General features: G+C 37.5%; 22 protein-coding genes. 16 read left to right on the top strand and 6 right to left on the bottom strand.

Annotated elements, in window-relative coordinates; all coding sequences use genetic code 11:
• Positions 1–14 precede the first annotated feature (14 nt).
• The 12 genes from pseI to purD all read left to right on the top strand — a co-directional run bounded on the left by pseI (position 15) and on the right by purD (position 14,593).
• A complete protein-coding gene (pseI, locus tag D7Z94_RS02705; RefSeq protein ID WP_120709960.1) occupies positions 15–1,052 on the top strand; it encodes a pseudaminic acid synthase in 1,038 nt (345 codons plus the stop codon).
• Between the two features lie 441 nt (positions 1,053–1,493).
• Positions 1,494–2,372, top strand: a complete 879-nt coding sequence (locus tag D7Z94_RS02700; RefSeq protein WP_147415817.1) for a glycosyltransferase family protein — start codon at positions 1,494–1,496, stop codon at positions 2,370–2,372.
• The gene (locus D7Z94_RS02695; protein ID WP_120709958.1) at positions 2,362–3,786 is read left to right on the top strand and encodes a lipopolysaccharide biosynthesis protein; all 1,425 of its coding nucleotides are present in this window, start codon (positions 2,362–2,364) and stop codon (positions 3,784–3,786) included. Before D7Z94_RS02700 ends, D7Z94_RS02695 begins: the two co-directional genes overlap by 11 nt.
• A 735-nt stretch (positions 3,787–4,521) precedes the next feature.
• Positions 4,522–5,019 (top strand): hypothetical protein, encoded by a 498-nt coding sequence (locus D7Z94_RS25525; protein ID WP_147415816.1) that lies wholly within the window; start codon positions 4,522–4,524, stop codon positions 5,017–5,019.
• Positions 5,020–5,056: 37 nt separating this feature from the next.
• Entirely contained in the window at positions 5,057–5,596 is a 540-nt protein-coding gene (locus D7Z94_RS02685; RefSeq protein ID WP_120709956.1) for a hypothetical protein, read from the top strand.
• 43 nt (positions 5,597–5,639) lie between these two features.
• Entirely contained in the window at positions 5,640–6,821 is a 1,182-nt protein-coding gene (locus D7Z94_RS02680; protein ID WP_120709955.1) for a glycosyltransferase, read from the top strand.
• Positions 6,818–8,113, top strand: coding sequence for an O-antigen ligase family protein (locus D7Z94_RS02675; RefSeq protein WP_120709954.1), 1,296 nt, complete (start codon positions 6,818–6,820; stop codon positions 8,111–8,113). Before D7Z94_RS02680 ends, D7Z94_RS02675 begins: the two co-directional genes overlap by 4 nt.
• Entirely contained in the window at positions 8,073–9,170 is a 1,098-nt protein-coding gene (locus tag D7Z94_RS02670; RefSeq protein ID WP_120709953.1) for a DUF1972 domain-containing protein, read from the top strand. Before D7Z94_RS02675 ends, D7Z94_RS02670 begins: the two co-directional genes overlap by 41 nt.
• 53 nt (positions 9,171–9,223) lie before the next feature.
• The gene (locus tag D7Z94_RS02665) at positions 9,224–10,576 is read left to right on the top strand and encodes an undecaprenyl-phosphate glucose phosphotransferase (protein ID WP_120709952.1); all 1,353 of its coding nucleotides are present in this window, start codon (positions 9,224–9,226) and stop codon (positions 10,574–10,576) included.
• Positions 10,577–10,641: 65 nt separating this feature from the next.
• Entirely contained in the window at positions 10,642–11,613 is a 972-nt protein-coding gene (locus D7Z94_RS02660; RefSeq protein WP_120709951.1) for a UDP-glucuronic acid decarboxylase family protein, read from the top strand.
• A 301-nt stretch (positions 11,614–11,914) separates the two neighbouring features.
• On the top strand, positions 11,915–13,222 hold the full coding sequence (locus tag D7Z94_RS02650; RefSeq protein WP_120709949.1) for an O-antigen ligase family protein: 1,308 nt from the start codon (positions 11,915–11,917) through the stop codon (positions 13,220–13,222).
• Between the two features lie 99 nt (positions 13,223–13,321).
• Entirely contained in the window at positions 13,322–14,593 is a 1,272-nt protein-coding gene (gene purD / locus D7Z94_RS02645) for a phosphoribosylamine--glycine ligase (protein ID WP_120709948.1), read from the top strand.
• Here the strand turns inward: purD and D7Z94_RS02640 are convergent.
• A complete protein-coding gene (locus D7Z94_RS02640; protein WP_120709947.1) occupies positions 14,588–14,809 on the bottom strand; it encodes a DUF6341 family protein in 222 nt (73 codons plus the stop codon). The two genes, purD and D7Z94_RS02640, sit on opposite strands and share 6 nt — an antisense overlap.
• Before the next feature lie 39 nt (positions 14,810–14,848).
• On the opposite strand from D7Z94_RS02640, the gene D7Z94_RS02635 reads away from it, so the two are divergent.
• From D7Z94_RS02635 to D7Z94_RS02625, 3 genes are read left to right on the top strand one after another with little or no spacing between them, the layout of a single operon-like run.
• Positions 14,849–15,787: a DUF6427 family protein gene (locus tag D7Z94_RS02635; RefSeq protein WP_120709946.1), complete on the top strand. Its 939-nt coding sequence runs from the start codon at positions 14,849–14,851 to the stop codon at positions 15,785–15,787.
• Positions 15,788–15,817: 30 nt separating this feature from the next.
• Entirely contained in the window at positions 15,818–16,420 is a 603-nt protein-coding gene (locus D7Z94_RS02630) for a DUF4254 domain-containing protein (protein ID WP_120709945.1), read from the top strand.
• Positions 16,407–17,456, top strand: a complete 1,050-nt coding sequence (locus tag D7Z94_RS02625; protein ID WP_245967125.1) for a glycosyltransferase family 9 protein — start codon at positions 16,407–16,409, stop codon at positions 17,454–17,456. The genes D7Z94_RS02630 and D7Z94_RS02625 overlap by 14 nt, the downstream gene beginning before the upstream one ends.
• Before the next feature lie 7 nt (positions 17,457–17,463).
• Here D7Z94_RS02625 and D7Z94_RS02620 read toward each other — a convergent pair whose 3' ends face one another.
• From D7Z94_RS02620 to D7Z94_RS02600, 5 genes are all read right to left on the bottom strand, one after another.
• On the bottom strand, positions 17,464–18,081 hold the full coding sequence (locus D7Z94_RS02620; RefSeq protein WP_120709943.1) for a TetR/AcrR family transcriptional regulator: 618 nt from the start codon (positions 18,079–18,081) through the stop codon (positions 17,464–17,466).
• A 253-nt stretch (positions 18,082–18,334) separates the two neighbouring features.
• Positions 18,335–19,303, bottom strand: a complete 969-nt coding sequence (gene arsM, locus D7Z94_RS02615; RefSeq protein WP_120709942.1) for an arsenosugar biosynthesis arsenite methyltransferase ArsM — start codon at positions 19,301–19,303, stop codon at positions 18,335–18,337.
• A 77-nt stretch (positions 19,304–19,380) separates the two neighbouring features.
• Complete coding sequence (gene arsS, locus D7Z94_RS02610; RefSeq protein WP_120709941.1) at positions 19,381–20,436, bottom strand: arsenosugar biosynthesis radical SAM (seleno)protein ArsS; 1,056 nt, start codon at positions 20,434–20,436, stop codon at positions 19,381–19,383.
• Between the two features lie 84 nt (positions 20,437–20,520).
• Positions 20,521–20,856, bottom strand: coding sequence for an arsenosugar biosynthesis-associated peroxidase-like protein (locus tag D7Z94_RS02605; RefSeq protein ID WP_120709940.1), 336 nt, complete (start codon positions 20,854–20,856; stop codon positions 20,521–20,523).
• Positions 20,857–20,992: 136 nt separating this feature from the next.
• Positions 20,993–21,676 carry a TIGR04282 family arsenosugar biosynthesis glycosyltransferase gene (locus tag D7Z94_RS02600; protein ID WP_120709939.1) on the bottom strand — a complete coding sequence of 228 codons (684 nt, stop codon included), beginning with the start codon at positions 21,674–21,676 and terminating at the stop codon, positions 20,993–20,995.
• A 637-nt stretch (positions 21,677–22,313) separates the two neighbouring features.
• Here D7Z94_RS02600 and D7Z94_RS02595 point away from each other — a divergent pair.
• Complete coding sequence (locus tag D7Z94_RS02595; RefSeq protein WP_245967124.1) at positions 22,314–23,840, top strand: Do family serine endopeptidase; 1,527 nt, start codon at positions 22,314–22,316, stop codon at positions 23,838–23,840.
• Positions 23,841–23,937: the final 97 nt, after the last annotated feature.

Raw genomic sequence — 23,937 nt, 5'->3', positions numbered from 1 at the left:
TTAAATCACAAAAAATGAAGAGTTTTATAGAAGATAAATGTTTTATTATTGCAGAACTTTCAGCCAATCATGGTGGAAGCATAGAGGTGGCAAAGGAAACAATAAGAGCAGCTAAAAGGGCGGGAGCAGATGCAATTAAATTGCAAACTTATACTGCTGATACGATGACAATGGATGTCAAAAATGATTATTTTATAATAGACAAAGGAACCACCTGGGATGGGCAATATCTTTATGATCTTTACTTAAAAGCTTTTACTCCATGGGAATGGCATAAAGAATTATTTGATTTAGCAAAACAGCAGGGACTTGTTTGCTTTTCATCTCCATTTGATTTTTCGGCAGTGGATTTTTTAGAAGAACTAAACACTCCAATTTACAAAGTAGCTTCGTTCGAAATAACAGACATTCCATTGATAAAATATATAGCTGCCAAGAACAAACCAATTATAATTTCAACAGGTATTGCAACAATCGAGGATATTGAATTAGCAATTCAAACCTGTAAAGAAGCTGGAAATGAAAATGTTACAATTCTAAAGTGTACTTCTGCTTACCCGGCATCATTGGAAGACACAAATTTGCTTACAATTCCAGATATAGTAGAACGATTTGGTGTTAATTCAGGTTTGTCGGATCATACCTTGGGGATTGAAGCACCAATGATCGCTGCAGCAATGGGAGCTAAAGTAATTGAAAAGCATTTTATTTTGGATAAGTCGGTCGGCGGGCCAGACGCCCACTTTTCCTTGGATGAAAATGAGTTTAAACAGATGGTCGATGCTGTACGATTGGCAGAAAAAATGATGGGTAAAGTAGATTATGAAATGACTAGGAAAAAGAAAAAGAGCAGAGAATTTTCAAGGTCTCTTTTTGTTGTTACAGATGTTAAAAAAGGAGAGATAGTGACTCAAGAAAACATTCGTTCGATTCGCCCTGGTTTTGGCATGCACCCAAAATACTATGAAACAGTATTGGGGAAAACATTTAACGGGGCATTTAAAAAGGGAACCCCGCTACATTCGGATTTAATTGAAGAATTTCAAGAATAATTGTTGTTTCATCCTGTGATGAAAAGATAAGAACGGAAGTTTCATCTAAAGTTATTGAAGACAATGAATCTTTTTGAAAGGTGGAACAATATAATTTACTTATGGGCAAGCGGAATTTTAGAAATAGTTCCTGATAGTCATAGAAACCGATATTCACCAAAGGCAAGAAAACTAAAGCTTCGTCTAATTGCCAAAGACCTAGTCGCTGACTTTTTAAGAATTTTTAGAAATACGAAGTTTGAGAAGTCTCAAGTTTGGTTTTTGGCTTTGACCCAAAATAACTATGTGGCTCTTAAAGATATTCAAGAAAGGATTCCAGGCTCGGTGTTTGTTTCTTTTTTTAGGTTTAGATCCACAATTAATTCAGGCACACTATATTTCAATTTGCCGCTAAAGTTCTTTTACCATCTAATCTATCCATTTGCCCTATTCCTTTATAGTTTGAAGAATCGACAAAGGGCGATTGAGCATTATGACCTGTTGCTGGCGGTCAATGGCTCATACGAAGAGTGTTTGCGGTTGTTAAAAAAAAGTAGGCCCAAAGCAATTCTATTTTCAAACGATCATCTTATTATTGCTCGGGCCATGTTGTTGGCAGCTAAGAAACTGAGCATAAAAACCTATTATGTGCAGCACGCATCGGTATCGGAGTACTTTCCGCCTTTAGAGTTTAGCTATGCGTTCCTAGAAGGTGAAGATGCCTTGGTAAAGTATAAAAAATGTGGCCAAATCGATTCAGAAGTCATTTTGGTCGGCATGCCAAAGTTTGATAAATATATCAATCACGTTAACAATAATGAAAAGTTAACCACCGTAGGTATACCTTTTAATCTTTTAGATGATTTAGAGGTTATTAATAAGCTGGTTGAATGGTTAAAGGCAGAATATCCAAATCTGGAAGTAATAATTAGGCCACACCCTGGTGACCAACGGGATTTATCCCAGTTTGCCAGCTATTCACTATCAGATCCATCCCGTGAAAATGCATTTCAATTTTTAGCAAGAACGGATGGGATTATTTGTGCAGATTCTTCGATTCACTTGGAGGCGGCTTTGCTCAACGTATACCCTCTGTACTACAATTTTGAACGGGGTGAAGCTTTGGATTATTATGGATACGTCAGAAACGGACTTGTAGATTTTTGTAAAAACATAGATGAATTAAAATTGAAAATCGCACAACTGAGATTGGCAAAACCAGATATAAGAAATAGGGCAGCATTTTATAATGCTGCGGTTAATTCCGATTTTTACGGACAGTCCACGAATAAAATTGTAGACATGGTTTTTGAGACTATCAATCAAGTGGATGAGAAATAGTAAAATCCTTCAAAATTCAAGTATATATAGCTTGTTGGCTCTCCTCCAAAAGGGGATCAACTTTTTGATGGTCCCGATTTTGACCATTTATCTTACCCCTTTCGATTATGGAATCGTTGCCGTTGTCACTGCAATCAGTGCTTTCCTGAGCATTTTGTATACCTTATCGCTCAATGGCAGTGCAAATAGGTTTTACTATGAGTACAAGGATGATAAAGAAAAGATAAAGCGATTTTTTGGCACAATTATCACTTTCGTCATCCTGATAAGTATTTCCTTATCAGTGATATTGGGTGTCGGGCACCAGTATTTATTAGATCCTTTCCTTGATAACGTAACATTTTTTCCGTACATGCTTTTGGGCATGGTTTCCGTACTTTTTAATCCAATTTTTGCGATATACCAAACTATTCTTCAGGCGAAGCAGCGAGGCAAGGAATACGGCAAGAACAATCTATTCTTTTTCCTGACCAATCTTACTTTTATTCTCATTGGTGTAGTCGTTCTAAGACTCGGTGCAAAGGGGGTAATCGGAGCATTAAGTTTAACAAACATTATCTTTTGTGCACTTACTGTAGTTCGTTATAGAAATGAATTTTCATTTGGTGTTGATAAATTCTTCTTAAAACAAGCATTAAATTATTCACTGCCACTTGTACCGCATTCGCTTTCAGGGGTTGCTACCGCAATCATAGACCGATTATTTATTAATCACCTTTTGTCTACATCCATAACGGGCATCTACACTTTAGGGAGTACTTTTGGCGGTATAATCTTTCTTATTTCATCAGGAGTGAACCAAGCGTTTGTGCCATGGTTCAATGGGCTAGTGAAAATGAACAACCATGAAAAAATACCGAGGGTTGCGGAGCTATTGGTGTTGTGCTATTGTCTAGTGGCTTTAGGGATATCGTTTTTTGGTAAGGAAGTAATCGCTTGGGTAACTCCCGAAGAATATCACGATGCTTGGTTGGTTTTGCCATTCATTTCATTTGCTTTTGTGTATCACGGCGTCTATTATTTTTTCTCTGCCCCACTCTTCTACAACATAGAGAAAAACGGAAGTAGGGTTTTACCCCTATTTACAATATCGGCCGCTATTCTGAACATGATTTTGAATTATTTTTTGATTATAAAATATGGGATGGTGGGGGCTTCGGGCGCAACCCTAATTACTAAACTTATTTTGGTTTTAGGTTTGAGCAGGGCCTACAAAAAATTTGTATCTATTGCGTATTCAACGGTAATTTTGATAGTGGTTCCAGCACTTTTCTTTCTAATATCCCTGGCCGTATTTTATTTTACGAATTTCGACAATATCCTAGTGCGTATCTTAATATTTTTAGTTATTCTACTTCTAACCTTGTGGCATGCACGAAAAGAATTGAAAATTATTAGAATAATGAAACTTTAGTTTTGTTACATAATGAATTTAAAACTGAACATATTCTTTAAAGTCGTTTTCATAGGCCTTTTGTTTTTGGTTTTTCTGTTTGGTGGTACAATTCAGTATTTTTTCGGAATACCGAATACGGCACTTACTCTTCTAATCTTGATATTGTTTATCTTTTTGGTTTTTGCACATATAATAGCGACCAAAACATTCTTTTTTGATCGTATTTTCATATGGTGTTTTGCCTATCTCCTGATAATTGTAATTACAGGAATAATTCATGATAAAGGGATGTCCAGAACGCTGCTTTATTGTATATTTCCAATAATGCCGTTCAGTGTATTTTATATTTTCAAGATTTTTGAAAGAAGAAGCATCAAGATTCATGGTTTTTTGAACAAATTTTTTGAATTTGTTGTGCTTATACAATTGCCCATAATTTTACTTCAGAAATTTGGCTACGACTTTCTAATTTTGTTGAACAATTCAAATCAAGGTATTGGAGAATATGATTTTATGTTCGGTTCATTTTTTATAAAAGGGGACCATTCCTTGGGATTTTTTCTTTTAATATATATGCTTAATTTGGTTTATAAACGCAAGTTCAGCCCCTTACGAAGTTATGAGTGGTTCTTAATTGGCTATCTAGCTTTGACCATATTTATTATGGAGTCTAACCTTACCAAGCTTGTTTTGATTATGATACTGGGGTACTATCTTTTAATCTGGTTGTACAAAAAAATAAACTTTATAGGAATGTTTATAATGGTATTTGTAGGATATCTATTATTCAACACTGCACTTCTCATCCCAGAAATAGATGGACAATATTATTTTTTTAAGAATAAATACACCCCTCAAGAGTCTCAAATAGCCTTTGATAAAACATATGCAAAGAGGCCACAAATTGTGGTCGTCTACGCAGCTAAAAAGGATTTAAAGGTTATGGGAAATGGCCCCTATGACTACTTCGATATTTTCACTGGAAAATTTAAGCAAACAAAGCATTTTTCTCAGCTAATATGGACATACAATGATTTGGGGTTATTAGGTCTTTTAATAGTGATATTTTTGGCTTTCACTCTAATAAAATCCTTAAACTTGAAAAAGGAATCAGCTTTGTTGCTTTCTCTAGTGTTTCTTATGTATTTGTTTATGACCAATGCGTATTCCGACCTTGCAATGATGCTCTCTTTTTTACTTATAAGAAATAGTAGAAGTAAACTTCTGCAGTCTAAAATAACCCAAGAATGAAACCAGAGTAGTACTTATCACCGCATAAATTGCTGAAATGAATTTCAAGGTTCTCATATTTATTTCCTTTTCTGTGACGGCTTGTTCCTTTAATAAAAATTGGGAGACAACTTCATGCGTGGATAGGTTTATAAATCAAGAATTGGGCAATAGTTTTGAAATCTCCTTAAGGTTGAAAATTGAAAAGGATGATGTACTTGAGTTGTATTTTATAGAAGAACAATCTGTAAATTCGTTTCATTCAGACAAAAAAATAAGACAAAAAGTGTTGGGAGATTCTTTATTTCAAGAAATACGGTTTGAATTACCTGAGCGAGTTGTACCTGTTAGTTTTAGAATTGATTTGGGAGAAAATACTCAACAAAAAGAGGTTAGCATAACCGAAATAAAGCTCAAGTACAAGCAAAATGTCATACAAATAAAGGACAGTTTAATCCCATATTTTTTTGTCCCCAATGAGTATCTTAAGTTGAAAGGCAATAGTGGAAGGTTTGGTTTTGTTGAAAAAAAGAATAGAAGAGATCCATTTATAATCTCTCATCCTGTATTGAATAAGAAGATAAAAATTGAATTTTAAAACAAAGCCTTTGAAAAATCATCCTAATAAAATTAAGAACCACATGAATATAGTAGTTGTTCCTTTTCATGATTGGCGAAAAATACAGTTAGAAGGTTTTAGAACCAGAGATGCTCATTTCATTGAAGAACTTAATAAAAACAAGAAAATTTTAAAAGTAATAATTAATCGACCGACCACCATACTCGAGATAGTTTTAAAGAAAAAGTTAGGGTTAATACAAGGAAAAGTAATTTATGCCAGAGATAATTTTAAACTTTATGAAATTGAAGAAGGTTCGTACTTGATAGATTTTGTATCCTATGACATTTTGGGTCAAATTTTCAAGGGATACCGGTGGTTTATACAAAAATATGGTGAGCCCAGGTATATTAAGTTCATTAACAATGCTTTTCAGAAACTTGGTATTCAAAACCAATATTTTTTGTTGAACCAAAATATTTTTGCCTATCAAATTTCTGAAAATTTAAATCCAGAAATATCTTTATTCGATGCGTGGGACAATTTTGCAAAATTCGGGGTGTATTTCCATTTAAAGGACGAAATTGTCAAATACTATGAGTATTTCGCTAAAAGGTGTGATTTTTGGATAACCAATTCAAAGGACAATCGGCGTACTTTCAAGAACACCTATAAGCCCCAGAAAATTCATTTGATAAGTAATGGTGTAGACGTGGTTAGGTTTGCCAAGGAAAGCGATAAGGAAGAAATGCCGGAAGACCTCAAAAGTATACCAAAACCAATAGTTGGTTTTGGAGGAAAGATTACACAGCTGATCGATGTTGGGCTATTAAATGAAACCATGAAACTGGCAGAGAATGTTTCTTTTGTGTTTGTGGGTCAAATATTGGATAAAAATGTTTTTAAGAGCATCGAAAAGGGAAATAATTTTCATTATCTAGGGGACAAACATTATGACGATTATCCAAATTATGTGAAGAATTTCGATGTTTGTATTGTACCCTATGTAGTTGAAGAGGAAAGAAAATCTGGTGCTAACACCATTAAAGGCTATGAATATTTGGCAACTAACAAGAAAGTGGTAGGAACAAATTCCAATGGATTGGAAGATTTAATAGAGCATCTATATATTATACATAGTGCAGAGGAATTTGCTCACGAAATAATGAACAAAGAAAATAATCGTGTAAAAATCAATTCTGATTCACATTCTTGGCAAACAAAGACCAATGAACTTTTGACACTACTTCAGCAAACTTTATGAGTGTCATTACAAACTATTTCCTACACAAACAAAGAGTAAAAATCCTTTTGCTGTGCCTTATAGTGGTTGCAATGCCATTTAAAATTAATTTTGGCAACATTGCCTTAATTTTAGCACTTGTATTTAACCTTTGCTTTTTTGACAAAGCGAACTTATATAAGCTTAAATCACTTTCATTGTTATTCCCTATATGTTTTTTTTTAATTTCTGCCGCTAGTGGCCTGTTGAGCAAGGACTATGTAAAAGGGCTTGCCCAACTTGACCGACAGTTACTTCTATGGGTATTAGTAATAATCTTATCAAATGCCGATTTAAGAAAACAAAACGTAAATAGGGTTTTGAGCACCTTTTTCATCGCAACAGTTGTAGGCACACTTGTTTTATTGTGTCACGCCATATTCATTGCATTTAATGGGGCCACATTAGAAGAACTAACTTTTCATAGTTTTACATCCTTATATGACCAGCATCCAGTTTACTATTCTTTATATCTTTCATTGTCTATGTTTTATGGCCTGAATAAGATTTATTGTGTTTCGAGGAGAGAGAGTATTTCAATTGCAACCTCTATAGTAATACTAGCTCTTGGACTTTTGTTTTGCGCCTCGAAAGCGGTACTCTTTATTGATTCCATCTTCTTTTTGGGTATGTTTTTTTATCAATTAAAGCGATCTAAAAGAAGAATATTTTATGTTTTCGCTCTTTTGATTGTAACAAGTGGAGTTTTTACGATTCCGGTAATTAAAAACCGGTTCTTGGATGGTTTGACTTTTGATTCGAACATTGCATCCTTTGAACCAACAAATAATTTTCATCAGAAAAAGAGGTTTACCTATGATGAAAAAATGGGAATAAGTGATCTAGAATTAAGATACATTTTTCTTCGTATAGCAATATATCATTTGGTTCAAGATAACAAACTTTTTGTTGGTTATGGACAAGGTGATGTTCAGGACTATCTGGACTATTATTATTTCTCTTATAATTTGGGGCCTAATTGGTATGAAGGATTCAATGTCCACAACCAATTTGTGCATATACTGATTAACTATGGGTTTTTTGTTTTGTTATTTTTTTTGTGGTATTTAATATGCAGTTTTAAGCATGCAATAAATCATAGAGACAAGATGCACTTGTTTTTCTTGATAGCAGCGTGCTTTGTCTTTATCTTTGAGGTGCCCTTATTGAGAAATAAAGGAATAATTTTCTTTTATTTTTTCAATACTTTTTTTCTTCTAAATCATAGAAATATTGAAAATAGCGATTCTGGGAACGAGAGGTATACCAAATAATCATGGAGGGTTTGAACAATTTGCAGAATATCTTTCAGAATATTTGGCCAACAAAGGGCATGATGTTTTTGTTTACAATTCACATACGCATCCCTATCAAGATAAGATTTGGAGAGGAGTGAACATAGCCCATAAGAATGATCCGGAGGATAAAATTGGAACAGCCGGGCAATTTGTATACGATTTCAACTGTATTTTGGATAGTAGGAAGAGACATTTGGATGTTATTCTTCAACTGGGATATACTAGTAGTTCTATTTGGGGATGGTTACTGCCAAAGAACTCAATAATAGTAACCAATATGGATGGGTTGGAATGGAAGAGAAGTAAATATTCAAAACCAACTCGAATATTTTTAAAAATTGCAGAATGTCTTGCCATCAAAACTAGCGACCATCTAGTAGCGGATTCCTTAGGCATACAGGAGTATCTAAAGAAGAAATATAAGGAAGAATCCTTATATATCCCCTACGGAGCGGAATTGTTTCAATCACCCAATTGCAAAGTGCTTCAAAAATTTGGGGTTAAATCTTATCAATATGATATGCTAATTGCCAGGCTTGAACCAGAAAATAATATTGAGGTCATCCTTCAAGGTGTCGTATCCAGTAAATCAAATAAGCCGCTTTTGGTAATTGGAAAACATGAAACCAAGTTTGGTAAATATATTAAAGCAAAATTCAAATCTGCAACTCATATAAGGTTCCTTGGGGGAATCTATAATATGGAACATTTGAATAATTTAAGATATTTTTCAAATTTGTATTTTCATGGCCATTCTGTAGGGGGTACAAATCCTTCTTTATTGGAGGCAATGGCTTCCGGCTGTTTAATAGTTTCAAATGATAATATATTTAATAGAAGTATTTTAGGGGAAGATGCGCACTATTTTAAAACGGCAAATGATGTATCCATAAAAATGTGCCTACGAAAACAGGATTATGAGAATTTTGTAGAAAATAACAAAAGGAAGATTGAAGAAAAATTCAATTGGAATTTAATTAATAGCAAATACGAGAGCTTTATCATAAAGTGTAGGAAGATGAAAAATGAATAGTAACCAAGTAATTATTTAGGGCCGCCTGACAAATATTTAATTTTAGACAAAATATGTTTTTTAAACAAGGAAGATATTCTGGATTTATTACCCCAATTTCATATGTAATAGATTTACTGGTTGTCAACCTCCTTGCCCACTATCTTCCCATTCAGTTCCAATTTCCAATTCTTTTCCATAGCTATATTTCATTAGCTTGGATTATAATTTCTTTTAGGAACGAGTTTTACAAAGTTCATCGATATACCAAGGTAGTACATATTTTAAAGTTACTTTTTGTACAGTTTGTGTTTTTTTTTCTCCTATTATATGCGTTTATAGGGTTTTTTAAACAACCCAATATTAGTAGGCTTTCTTTAGGCCAGTATTTCATTTTCACTTTCATTGCGGTATTTTCCATAAAATTCCTGAACTACATTCTATTAATGAAATATAGGCGTCGTGTCAGAGGTAATATCAGAAGAGTTGTAGTAATTGGGAAGAATAAAAAGACCCACCAACTAATTAAGGTTTTCAATGAAAGAACGGAATTTGGATATCAATTCGTGAAACAATTTAGTCCCAATGCCAGAGACTTTAGCACCGCCACCACTTTTGAATATATTTCGGAGAACAAAATCGATGAAATATACTGCTCGGTTTCTGAATTAACGGATTTTGAAATTACGGAATTCATTGATTATGCTGACAATAATCTGAAAACACTTAAATTTTTACCGGACAACAAAAAAATATTCTCAAAAAAATTGAAGTTTGAATATTATGATTACCTGCCCATACTTTCCTTAAGAGATATACCCTTGCATAATAGTTTTAATGCCTTTTTTAAAAGAACTTTTGACATTGTATTTTCATTAGTTACGATATTAGGTATTTTATTATGGTTAGGCCCTCTTTTGGCCATATTGATTCGTTTGGAGTCCAAAGGCCCCATCTTTTTCATACAAAAACGAACGGGTTTTGATAATCGGGAATTTCAATGTTTTAAGTTTCGATCAATGACCGTGAACAGTAGGGCGGATGCAATTCAGGCAGAAAAGAACGACATGCGGGTAACCAAAATTGGTAGGTTTATACGTCGTACCAGCATTGATGAACTCCCGCAGTTCTACAATGTATTCTTTGGCAATATGTCAGTAGTCGGCCCCCGTCCTCACATGCTCAAGCATACGGATGAGTATGCCAGTAAAGTAGACAAGTATATGCTACGGCATTTTGTAAAGCCTGGGATTACAGGTTTGGCACAGGTTAGAGGATATAGAGGTGAAATCGAAAAGGACAGTGATATTCAGAATAGAATTAAATTCGATATTTTTTATGTAGAGAACTGGTCATTCTTTTTGGATATTAAGATTATAGTTCAAACCGTAATTAATGCCTTCTCCGGCGAGGAAAAGGCATATTAACAACCTCATAATGCTTCATTGTCATGTATATTTTGTTTGAGAAATACTAATTGAAAAACATACCGATGAAAAAGGTTTTAATAACTGGAGCTGCGGGCTTTTTGGGATCTCATCTTTGTGATCGTTTTGTGAAGGAGGGTTTTTATGTCATCGCCATGGATAATCTGATTACGGGCGATCTTAAGAATATCGAACACCTTTTTCCGTTGGAACAGTTTGAGTTTTGCCATCACGATGTATCTAAATTTGTCCATGTTTCTGGTAAACTGGACTATATTCTGCACTTCGCCTCTCCGGCAAGCCCCATAGATTATTTGAAAATACCCATACAGACCCTAAAGGTGGGTTCTTTAGGAACTTTGAATCTACTAGGTTTGGCCAAGTCAAAGAAAGCCACGATTTTGGTCGCTTCCACTTCGGAAGTATATGGAGACCCGTTGGTTCATCCACAAAATGAAGACTATTATGGCAATGTTAGTCCGGTGGGTCCAAGAGGGGTATATGATGAAGCCAAACGTTTTATGGAATCCATAACCATGGCTTATCATCGTTTTCATGGACTGGATACGCGAATCGTACGCATTTTTAATACCTATGGTTCCAGAATGCGGCTAAATGATGGTCGGGTAGTTCCGGCTTTTATGGGGCAGGCTTTACGTGGAGAGGGTTTATCGATTTTTGGGGATGGCTCCCAGACCCGATCCTTTTGTTATATTGACGATCAAATCGAAGGAATATACCGATTGCTATTTAGCGATTATAGGAATCCTATTAATATAGGAAACCCCCACGAGATTACTATTAAGGAGCTCGCCGAGGAGATTATTAAGCTCACAGGAACCAATCAAAAAATTGTCTACAAACCTTTACCCCAAGATGATCCCTTACAACGCCAACCAGACATAACCCGGGCTAAGGAGATATTGGGATGGGAGCCTAAGGTAAAACGAAAAGAGGGCTTAAAAATCGTATACGATTACTTCAAGTCCCTTGATCCTGAGGAACTTCAAAGAAGGGAACACAGGAATTTTGCTTAGTCCATAGTGGGTAAGGAGCAAATTTTCAAGGAATGTGAAAGGACAGTATTTTTTAAGAACAGAAATTTGAAAGAGCGAAATCGGGCACCTTGGAATATACCAAAAAGTTTAATTTTTTATCCGATTTTGGATGGACAAAACACCTTTCGGGATTTGGCAAATAAATATGAGAAGTGTACTTATACGAGCCGCTTAAAAACCAATGTATTTGTATATTGGTTTTCAAACAGCGGCAAGTTTGCGAACTATCCTGTTGAAAATGAAATGTGAAAACCGCCAACCGCATTTATAATATTCCCAAATGCTAAAATTAAGGATTTACTGGGGGCTTGATATGTTCTACACGGAAGGGGATTGGGTAACAAAAACCTTTTGGAATAGCCTTTTTGTTGCTTTTTTCCTAATGCCTTGTGGAATTAATTTGCCCTCTCCGTTTTTTATTGCTTCTATGGTTTTTGGGTTGGCAATAGTCCTGAGGGATAGGAAAAAGTTTGTTTTTGAATCAGCCTTACTTCTTTTTCCATTGTATTTCATACTTATGTGCCTTGGACTTATATATACCCAGAACTTACATGTGGGGTTAGATTTGGTACAGCGCTCCCTATCCTTATTTCTATTTCCCATCATTTTTATGTTCGTAAAAGAGGACGCCTCAGCGGTGCGAAGGTTGTTTGACTTTTTGCTTGCAGGGCTTCTAGTCTCATTTTGTGTTAATTTTGGTGTTGCTACCGTAGACCTGGTAACATATGTTTCAGGGAATACCTCTGGCGTTGGTGTATTTCCGATTTTTGATTTGGTTATTGAAGAATGGGATAGATTTTATTTGGGATCTGCACTTTCAAAATCGGTAAACCCCAACTATGTTTCCATCTATATACTGCTGGTGCTGAGTTATTATCTCAAAAACAAATTGATTTCCAGAGAACGCTTGGCAATAGTAATACTACTGTTTATCTATATCTTCTTATTGGCTTCCATTGCCGCCTATCTAATTTTGGCTTTGATGTCCGTTTTACTAATTATTGATAAGATAGGCAAGGAAAAGAAATATACCGGATTCGTAATCTTCCTTTTAGGTGCCATTGTATTTCTAAATAATCCAAGAGTATCCGGTTTTCATACACTTGTTAAGGAGTATAATCAAACTGATAATCAAGAGGTCATCATTTTAGGAAAGGCAAAGGTTTTATCATGGTATACGAGCATAGAATTGATTAAAGAGGCCCCTATACTGGGATATGGCACTGGGGACGCAAATGCGGCCTTGTTCGAAAAATATAATGAGCTTGGGTATAGCTTCAATTCTGAAAACGAGTATAACGCCCACAATCAGTTTTTTCAGACCTATCTGCAGATAGGAATCATTGGCTTTGCAATTTTAATGGGCATTTTTGCGCTTTTGGCTTTACGATTAAACAGCAGCCGCCATGAATTTTCCGTTTTTTTGATTCTTTTTATTTCCATATTGGTCGAATCTATGTTGGTCCGATTCAATGGTATCGTGTTCTTTTCAATTGTGGTTCCTTTACTCCTAAAGAAGCGAAGTATCCTAGGGGGTAGGGTAATTAGGAACACCGAAAAAGTCATACCACTAAAAACAAGGAGGTAATTTCAAAGGACTTCGGAGAAGATTCATTTTTCTAGGCAGGCATTAGTAGCACAAGAGGGAAAAGACTATTTTTGATTCATACATAAGCATAGAGATTTTATGAACATTTTGATTCTTGGTTCGGGAGGTCGCGAACATACTTTCGCCTGGAAATTGTCCCAGAGCCCTAAATTGGGTAAACTTTTTGTAGCACCGGGAAATGCCGGAACGTCTTCCCTTGCTGAAAACATACCAATTGGCGTAAATGACTTCCAAGGCATAAAGGAAATAGTATTGTCTCACAAAATAAGCATGGTCGTGGTTGGACCGGAAGACCCTTTAGTCAATGGAGTTCACGATTTTTTCCTGGAAGACCCGGAGCTTAAAAGTGTCCCAGTAATAGGTCCTCAAAAGGCAGCCGCAAATTTGGAGGGCAGTAAGGAATTTGCAAAGCAATTCATGCAACGGCATAATATCCCTACTGCGGCCTATCAGAGCTTTACTGCAGCGCAGTTGGAAAAGGGCTTAGCTTTTTTGGAAACATTGTCCCCTCCATATGTATTAAAGGCTGATGGCTTGGCCGCTGGTAAAGGAGTGGTGATTCTAAATGATTTGGAGAAGGCAAAACAAGAACTGACCTCCATGCTAAAAAATGAAAAGTTTGGAACCGCCAGCAAAACCGTAGTCATAGAGGAATTTTTGTCCGGGTTGGAATTAAGCGTTTTTGTACTAACAGATGGAAAGAATTTCAAAGTCCTACCTACCGCCAAGGACTATAAACGCATTGGCGAGGGCGATACGGGACTCAATACAGGTGGTATGGGTGCTATTTCCCCTGTTCCCTTTGCCGAAAAAGATTTCATGGACAAAGTGTACACGAGAATCATTGAACCAACTGTAGAGGGGCTTAAAACAGACAATCTACCGTACAAAGGATTCATCTTTATAGGATTGATCAAGGTGGACAATGATCCTTTTGTTATTGAATATAATGTGCGTATGGGAGATCCCGAGACCGAGGTAGTGCTCCCGAGAATCAAGAATGATTTTGTCGAGATTTTTCAAGCGGTCGCAGATCAAACCTTGGACACCGTAAATCTTGAAATAGATGAGGATTCAGCTACAACCGTTATGACCGTATCCGGAGGTTATCCTGAAGCCTATGAAAAGGGTTACGAGATTTTTGGTTTGGAGAACGTTTCGGATTCTTTAATCTTCCACGCCGGCACAAAATTGGAGAATGGCAAAGTAGTTACCAATGGAGGCCGGGTAATGGCATTTACTTCCTTTGGAACCAATTTTCAGGATGCGTTGGAAAAATCCTACGAAAGCATAAAAAAAATATGTTTCGATAGACTAAACTATAGAAAGGATATCGGTTTTGATCTATAGATAGGAATGAGAGGTAATGCTCTTGTCCTCTTCGTTGTTGTCATTGAAATTCTTTAGCTGTAACATCCAGTAAACGAATGCCACGGCTCCAATGATAAATAATAACCAATTCACGATGTTTGCCACCCACCAACTGTCCAATCCGCGAAGTATATCATACGGAGCAAAAAGGTAATCAACGAACAAAGTCTCTATCCCTCTGAAAAATGAAGTCATCTTGCTGTATATTTACCTACAAAAGTATAAAAAGCCGGGATGATTTCAAGCATTTTTGAAAAAACAAAACCTATAAACTACGTCATTGTATTTGGTTTCCTGGCTGTTTTTTACTGGCTGGCACATTTTTTACTATTTAGCAGGGGCCACGATCCTGAGGAATTGATCTGGCAGCTATTTGTTTTGGGGGCGCTTCTGTTCAGCCTGTTTGTAGTCAATTTTATTTGTCATAGAAATAAAATTACCGGCACAAATTCCTATGCTTTGCTGTTCTATGCCATGCTTATGTTGGTTTTTCCGGAAACCATGACGGATAGTAGTGCCATACTTTGCAGCTTTTTTTTGCTTCTGGCAACTCGCAGGATAATAAGCCTTAAGTCCCTTAGAAATATAAAATTGAAAATTTTTGACGCTACAATTTGGATTATGACTTCTAGCCTTTTTTATAACTGGGCCATTCTTTATTTACTTCTTGTTTTAGCGGCAATATACATTTATGAACCTAAGAACATCAGGAATTGGTTAGTGCCTTTTGCTGGAATTTTTACGGTTTTTGCTATTGCCTACTGTGTTTTGATCTTGATAGAAAAACCTCATCTGCTAGGCGAGCATTATAAATTTTCCGTGAATTTCAATTCGCAGTACTTTTTTGATTGGAACAATAGCACCAGATTGATTATTTATATTTTGGCGACTTCGTTGGCCGCCTTGTTGGCCTTTATTAAATTAGGCAAGTCCGGATTGGGCAAAATAATTACTATGCGTCTCATAGCACTTTCGTTTGGCATTGGCATTGTTTTAAAAATCTTGACCACCTCCGAAAATACGTATCCGGTAATTTTAACCTTCTTTCCCGCTGTAGTTTTCATGACCAATTACTTGGAATCCGTAAAGCGACCGAACATCAAGGAGGTTATTTTAATGCTTACGGTTTTCATTCCGATTATGGTCTTTTTTATCGGTTTGATCTTAAAATAAATGGGGTATATTTGAAAAAAGCATCAAATTATGTTCAGTGAATTCGCCTTCGGAATTTTTGAGGAAAGTATCCGAAATTATCATATTGAAGATGAGGTAGACCAACCTTTTGAAAATCAATACCCCAAAAATGATATCGCTCATTTATTGTATCGAAAAAACTGGATAGATACCGTACAATGGCATTATGAGGATATTATTCGTTATCCGGATATTGAACCAAAAAAGGCCCTGGAAATAAAACGAAAGATTGATGCAAGCAACCAGGACCGAACAGATTTGGTAGAGTATATCGACAGTTTTTTTTTGGATAAATACCGATCGGTCAAAATCTTGAAGAACGCAACCATCAATACCGAGAGTCCGGCATGGGCACTAGATCGACTTTCAATTTTGGCACTTAAGATCTACCATATGAAGGTTGAGGTGGAGCGTACAGACGCTGCAAAGGAACATATTGAAAAATGTACAGCTAAATTGATGGTATTACAGGAGCAGAAAAAGGACCTTTCCATGGCAATAGATCAATTATTGGCCGATATAGAGGCCGGACGAAAATTTATGAAGGTCTACAAACAAATGAAGATGTACAATGACGAGGAACTAAACCCGGTCCTTCGTGCTCAAAAATAACACCCGACATATTCTGGTAATCCGTCTCTCCGCCATGGGTGATGTAGCGATGACCGTACCCGTTCTTTCCGCTTTAGTGCACCAATATCCTAACTTAAGGATAACCGTATTGACTCGTACTTTTTTTGCTCCCATGTTTGCGGCATTGCCAAATGTGAAAGTCCATGAAGCAGATTTCAAAGGAAAACATAAAGGATTTCTTGGGTTATGGAGATTATCCGGAGAGTTGAAAGGAAAAGGTATAGATGTAGTAGCTGACCTACACAATGTACTAAGGACCCAAATTTTAAAACAGTTCTTTTTTTTTGGAGGAATCCCGTTTTATCAGATAGACAAAGGAAGAAAGGAAAAAAAAGCTTTGACTCGGGAAAAGAACAAAGTCTTTCTACCCTTGAAAACTACCCATGAACGTTATGCGGATGTGTTTGCAAGACTTGGTTTTTCGTTGGATTTGTCCAATTCCATTCCATTACATAAAGAAAAACTATCGAACAAGACTATTGAACTTATAGATCCCAAAACACGGAAATGGTTGGGAATAGCTCCTTTTGCCGCCTTTTCGGGAAAACAGTACCCTTTGGATTCAATGGAGGATGTTATATGTCAAACCTTGAAAACCGATAGGTATAAAATCATGCTTTTTGGTGGCGGCCAAAAAGAAATCCAGTTTTTGGATACTTGGGCAAGCACATTTGATCAATGCATCAATGTGGCAGGAGAACTTTCCTTTAAGGACGAACTGGCCCTGATTTCCAACTTGGATGTTATGCTTTCTATGGATAGTGGAAATGGTCATCTGGCTGCCATGTACGGTATACCGGTTATTACGCTTTGGGGCATTACCCACCCATATGCGGGGTTTGCCCCTTTTGGGCAAGATGCCCGCAACGCTTTACTTTCCAATAGAGATGAGTACCCATTTATTCCAACTTCCGTCTATGGTAATAAGTGTCCCAATGGGTATCAGGATGTCATGCGCACAATCCCGGCCAAAATGGTTGTTAAAAAAATAGAATCCGTATGCTTTAAAAAATAGTTTTCCGCTATACCGTTTGTGGCTTGGTTTGAATGGATTTAAAATATTGACGCAATTGTGTCATAAAACGGTACTTACGGGCGCTCGGGGCCATTTCTACCATTAAGGTGCGGATACCGACATAAGAGCTCATCAAATAAATCGCTACACCCTCGGCATCCACATGCCTATCGATGTGACCATTAAACTTTCCTTTCTGTATGGAAGAAACCAGGTTTACTTCCCATATTTTAAGGATATCGCTCAAATGCTTCATGATTTTCGGATTCCTCCCATTGAACTCATTGATAAAGTTGCTCAAAACAAAACCATAGTCAAGCTCGTTATGAACGGCCGTCTCCAAGGCATCCTCAAAACAGTTGGTTATGAGATCCAAAGGATTTTCATGTCCTTCGATGGGCTCTATAAGCATACTATATATTTTTCGAACCACGAGATTCTCTACGATTTGAATGAAAAAATCTTCCTTGGAACTAAAATGATAGTAAAATGCACCTTTGGAAAGGGAAAGTTCTTTAAGAATGTCATCTACGCTGGTATTGTAATATCCTTTTTTGTAAAACAATTCCAAGCCTGTGACTTGCATACGTTGCATGGTAGCCATACGTTTTAGGTTTTTGTCCATAAGATTTGTGTTTTGGGTTAAAAGACCGTTGAGTCTAGAACAAAGAACCCCCGAACCTTACTTTGGCTCAATATTTAAGGACAAAGCCACAGAAAAAATCGTTTAATTGACAAAATCTCGATGAACGTACCCCTTTTAAAAAAATAAACCGACCAAGCAGTCGGTTTAAGTGTAATTAATGTCGGTTTAACAACATGACAATGGGAATCCGAATTGAAGTTGGTGGCCGTAGGAACCAAAGACAATGCTTCATTTAGCAACAACCGCCGCCATCATAATGATAGGTTGATTTACTTATAAAAATATCATCCCTATCCAAAGCAGCCAGAGCAGCCGCGGTTTTATCACAAACCGCCAAAGGTTGATTTTTTAACAGGACATGCCCTTTTGCATCATCAAAATAGTCTTGGCTGCCATAATAGATGGCCGCTTTTCCTGTAAATACGCATGGGCCATCGTCAGGCATAGGATCTTTAATTGCTGCCACTTCAATGGATTCGATATAAATCAATTCATCGGTAGGATAATTTTTCGGGTCCAAGATGCGGTATGGTTTCCTGGCCCTTACCTCAACGGTACCAAAACCTACATCAGTCAATGCTTTGATATATTTGTCAATGGGTAGGCTTCCACTAAGGCACAAGGCCCTCAACCGGTCATCGTTTCTCAAGTCCGTATTCATCTCTTGCTCGCAAACAGGGTCGCTCATAACGAGCCTACCCCGTGGCTTCAACACTCGATACATTTCCTCAATGGCCCGTTTTAGGTCATCTTCCTTAAAGATGTTGAACAGGCAATTCTGGGCTGCTACGTCTATGCTGCCATCTTCTACCGGAAGGTTCAACGCATCCCCTTTAAGCAAGGTTACAAAATCGGATTTGAACCAATCATTTTCTTCTTCAGCGATTGTAAAGTTTTTTCTACTGGCCTCCAGCATTTCATCAACGACATCTACACCAATAACCCCCGATTTTTGACGACTGAAATAGGAAAACTGTAACAATTCCATGCCGCCGCCTACTCCAACATACAATATTTTTGGATTTTTGACGAGATCTCTGGCATGCACCGTACTACCGCAACCATAGTTCATTTCCTGCATGATTTTTGGTACGGTCAGCCCCGGTAATTCCCATATGGGATTGGTGGTACAGCACAAGCCCACATCAGGCGTAAGTGCGGCTTCCTTATAAAGGTCGTTTGTAGCTTGTAAATAACTCATATCGTTTTCTTTTTTTGAATATCCTCCGCCTTTCGCGGAGCCTTATTATTGAAATATAGTTAAGGAAGAAACACTTCCTATATTACTGTACCTTGGCAACTGCTACCCGCTCCGGCGGTACAGCCATAACAATGTTGTGAAATAATGATGTTTCGGTCATTCAATATGTCCTCATTGTAATCCTTGATGTGCTTTATTTTGCTAGCGACTTTAAGCCCTAACATTTGATTGAAGTCGCAGTCGTAAAGCCATCCATCCCAACTTACCGAAATGGTGTTGGTACACATTACATTTTCCACCGCTTCAGAATTGTAGGCCTCTACCAATGCATACATATAATCTTCATAGTTTTCAGAGGCGATGAGGTAATCCAAAAAGCGGGATATAGGCAGGTTTGTAATGGCAAATAGATTATGGAACTGAATGCCGAAATCTTCATCCAGCGCTTTTTTGAAATCCTTTTCCAACGCAGCCTGATCACCAGGTAAATAAGCTCCAGAGGGATTATACACCAGATCCAATCGCAAATCTTGGCCGGGCATTCCGTATCCAACTGCATTCAATTCCTGTAAGGCCCTAATACTTTTGTCAAAAACTCCATCGCCGCGTTGCTTGTCGGTCTTTCCACGGGTGTAGTGTGGCATGGAAGAGACCACATGTACATTATGCTTCTTAAAGAACTTGGGCAGGTCATAATATTTCTTGTTCGCACGGATAATGGTCAAATTGGATCGCACAATAAAATCTTGAATCCCAGCTTTGGCGGCTTCTTCAACAAACCATCGAAAATTAGGGTTCATTTCCGGGGCTCCTCCTGTAAGATCTAGGGTATGGGCACCTGTATTGCGAATAACATCCAAACATTGCTCCATGGTCTCGCGCGTCATGATTTCTTTTCGGTCAGGACCAGCGTCCACATGGCAATGCTCACATACCTGGTTACACATATACCCAACATTGATTTGTAAGATCTCCATTTTTTTGGGCCGTAACGGAAAATTTCCAATGTTGGCAAGTTTGTCCTTAAAATAAGGGAGCTCCCCTTCAGCAAAGATTCCCCCATTCAGAATTTCCAACTGTTTATTGGTCTTGGCAAGATCCTTTTGCCTAGCTTTTAATGATTTCGTAGCCATACTATTGTTATTGGTTGGTGACTTGCAGTTATTAGGTTATAGACAGGATTGCCTTCAACCAACAACGGTCAATCAACAACGGATTTACATGCTCAATTTGTTATACTTGTTCATCATTTGCACACCGTGTACTAAGGTGGCACCACTTTCAATGGCCGCTCCCGCATGTACGGCTTCCATCATTTCTTCTTTGGTTATACCACGTTGTAGGCCATCCTTTGTATAGGCATCGATGCAATAGGGACATTTCACCACATGTGCCACGGCCAATGCGATTAATGATTTTTCACGTGCACTTAATGCACCTTCCTCAAAGACTTTTCCGTAATACTCAAAAAACTTGTTTCCCAGTTCTTCGCTCCATTCTGTAATTTTTCCGAATTTTCTTAAATCCGCTGCATCATAATATGTATTCGCCATGATAGTTTTATATATATGTATTGAATATGGAATCCAGAATAGCCCGAGCAAGGCCACGAACCTGTTCCCATAATTCTATTTAAGAATGATTTTTGGTGATGAAAGCGCTATAACGCTTAGGAACCCTAACTGCGAATTAAGCTGGGGAACCCTTATTAAAAGGGATGTGAAGAAAATGAGAATCGATAAAAGTAGGTACGAAGCCATACTTTTGTACTTTTCGGGATAAGATTTGGACAAGCAACCGAAGAATGGCTTTCGGGAAAGTACGGAAACGGGATAGCAGATTCCGTACATCATGAAATTGATCTAAATCGATCAAAGGTCGTAACCGGGTTAATTCCTCTTCCCCAACATCCACCAAATCCATGACCGCCTTAAACAGCTCGGAGGTTTGCCAGGGCAAATTAGCGAAGGAAACGGTATGAAACTGAGATCGGTGTATGCCCATAAGATAAAACCCGCCATCCACAGAAGGTCCAAGGACCAGTTTTTTGGATTTGAGCAGTGCATGCGCTTCTAGAATATGGTTGACCCGAAGATGTGGGGTATCGTTACCAAGGGTAATGATGCTATCATAGCCCTTATCAAAAATAATCTGGATAGCATTGGTAAAACGTTCCCCAAAAGAATTTCCTTTTTGCTGCTTTTCCGTGAGATGAAAAAAAGGCAAACCCGTTTTTTCGACCTCGCCTAAAGTATGTTTTGTCAGCTCATCAAAAAGATTGGCCCCATTTTCAATAGGCTTGTGCTTCAACTCTTCCCTGCCGGAATTAGCAAAGAGAAGTATCGCTGTTTTTTGATGAGTATCGCGTACCATTATTTCATTTATGATAATAAAATTACAACAAAAAGTATTTGTGTCATCGGTCGAAAAGGAAAAAGGTTAATTACAACACTTTAAACATTTTATTGGACCGGATAGTCTGTCCGAGTTATTCTAAGTGGAATACAAAAGGGTAATTAAAGGATAATTGAGCTTTATGAACGACCAAAGGCAAGAATATTTCAAATTTGTGATTACCCATAACTAAAAAAGACTGAATAGTTGGTTTGGAACCACATAGGCAAATAAAATTTTAGAAAAATTTTAATAAAATGATCTTGGTTTCTGGCACAGCATTTGTCCCATTTACTCCGAGCTATTATGTAGGCTTAAACTATATGAATTATGGAAATGTTGGGGTTTGATTTCGCAATATTGTTTATCTTGAATATCGCTTTTTTATACTTCATTGCTAAATTCATCGCAAGGAATGGGATACATGATTGGGCATTTGTTTTCACCAGAATAAATAAAAGTGTAGTACACGTGTCAAAAACAAGTATTTGACACTTTGACGCGAAAAAGTGACAGATTTTCAGTCAATGTTTGTTCACATCCAAAACGATATCATTTCAATAGTCGCCAAGTCATAGTAATGAATACAAACAAATAATTAAAACAGTTTTAGAATATGAAGAATAGAGATCATCATCGAACAGAAATGAGAGTGTATCTTTTCGCTGCCTTGATAGCATTAGTAGTAAGCTTTGGAGCTATCGGAGGTTATCTTTTGGTCAAGGAGAAACCGGTGGTGACCATACACCAGGTACAAGGAACGGAAGGGAAAAATGTGTTGTATACTGCGGATAACGAGGGCAACCTAAAACCCCTGGACTTTACAGTAACGGCCGATAAGGTCTTGGATGCTGTGGTAAACATTAAATCCACTCAAAGCGGAAAAAGATATGATGGACAAGGAGAATATCGCCAATTGCCCGATCCCTTTAAGGATTTCTTTGGGGATATGTTCAAGGATTTGCCCCAAGGTGAAGGATCGCGTCCCCAGCCCATGTATGGGGCCGGATCCGGTGTTATTATCAATGATCAAGGGTATATCGTAACCAACAACCATGTAATTGCCAACGCAGATGAAATTGAGGTTACCTTACATGATAATGGCACCTACAAAGCAACCGTAATCGGTACCGATCCAACCACGGATTTGGCCCTTATCCAAATTAAGGCGGATAACTTAAGCCCATTGGCTTTGGTAAACTCGGACGATGTTCAAATCGGGGAATGGGTCTTGGCCGTGGGCAATCCCTTTAGTCTTACTTCTACGGTCACGGCAGGAATCGTAAGTGCCAAGGGTCGAAACATCAATATCAACCGGGAAAAATTTGCGGTAGAAAGCTTTATCCAAACGGATGCTGCCATCAATCCTGGAAATAGCGGCGGTGCCTTGGTAAATTTGGAGGGCAATCTTATTGGTATCAATACAGCCATTGCCAGTAGAACCGGTACCTATAACGGTTACGGATTTGCAGTCCCCAGTAATATCGTATCTAAAGTAGTGGAAGATCTTTTAAAATATGGAAACGTACAAAGAGGTATGTTAGGGGTTTCTATACGGACCATGGACGGTAATTTGGCCAAGGAAAAGGATGTCGACTTCACCAAAGGGGTTTGGGTAGAAAACGTTGGAGAGGATAGTGCCGCTGAGAAAGCGGGTATCGAAAAGGGCGATATCATTGTAAAAGTAGATGAAAATGAAACCTTGACTTCCCCAAGACTTCAGGAAATCATTGCCCGCCATAGGCCTGGGGATAAGGTTATGGTTACGGTCAATAGGGACGGTAAGGAAATAGAATTCGATGTGGTTTTGGAAAATGCCAGGGGAAACACGGAAATTATAAGAAAGGAGAAAAAGGAGGTATTAAACCTTTTGGGCGCCGATTTTGAGAACCTCGGAAAGGAAGAAGCCGAAAAACTGAATTTGGATGGGGGTGTAAAGGTAACCCATCTTTACGCTGGAAAGTTGCGCAAGGAGACCCAAATGCAGGAAGGTTTTATTATTACACATATTGACGGCAAAAAAGTAGTTGATATAAAAGATGTGTCCAAAGCCTTGGAAAACAAGGAGGGCGGCGTAATGCTGGAGGGAGTTTACGAAGACCGTCCCGGAAAACACTATTATGCCTTTGGAATGGGTTCATAATAAAAGGGGGCGTTATTTGCCCCCTTTTTAATTTTCGCATATGATGAAGGTCATTGGTTGGGATATAAAGTACTGGGTACTTTGGTCAATAAATCCA

It is taken from the genome of Ulvibacterium marinum (assembly GCF_003626755.1).
Classification (GTDB): domain Bacteria; phylum Bacteroidota; class Bacteroidia; order Flavobacteriales; family Flavobacteriaceae; genus Ulvibacterium; species Ulvibacterium marinum.
This window is presented reverse-complemented; position numbering and strand designations above follow the sequence as displayed.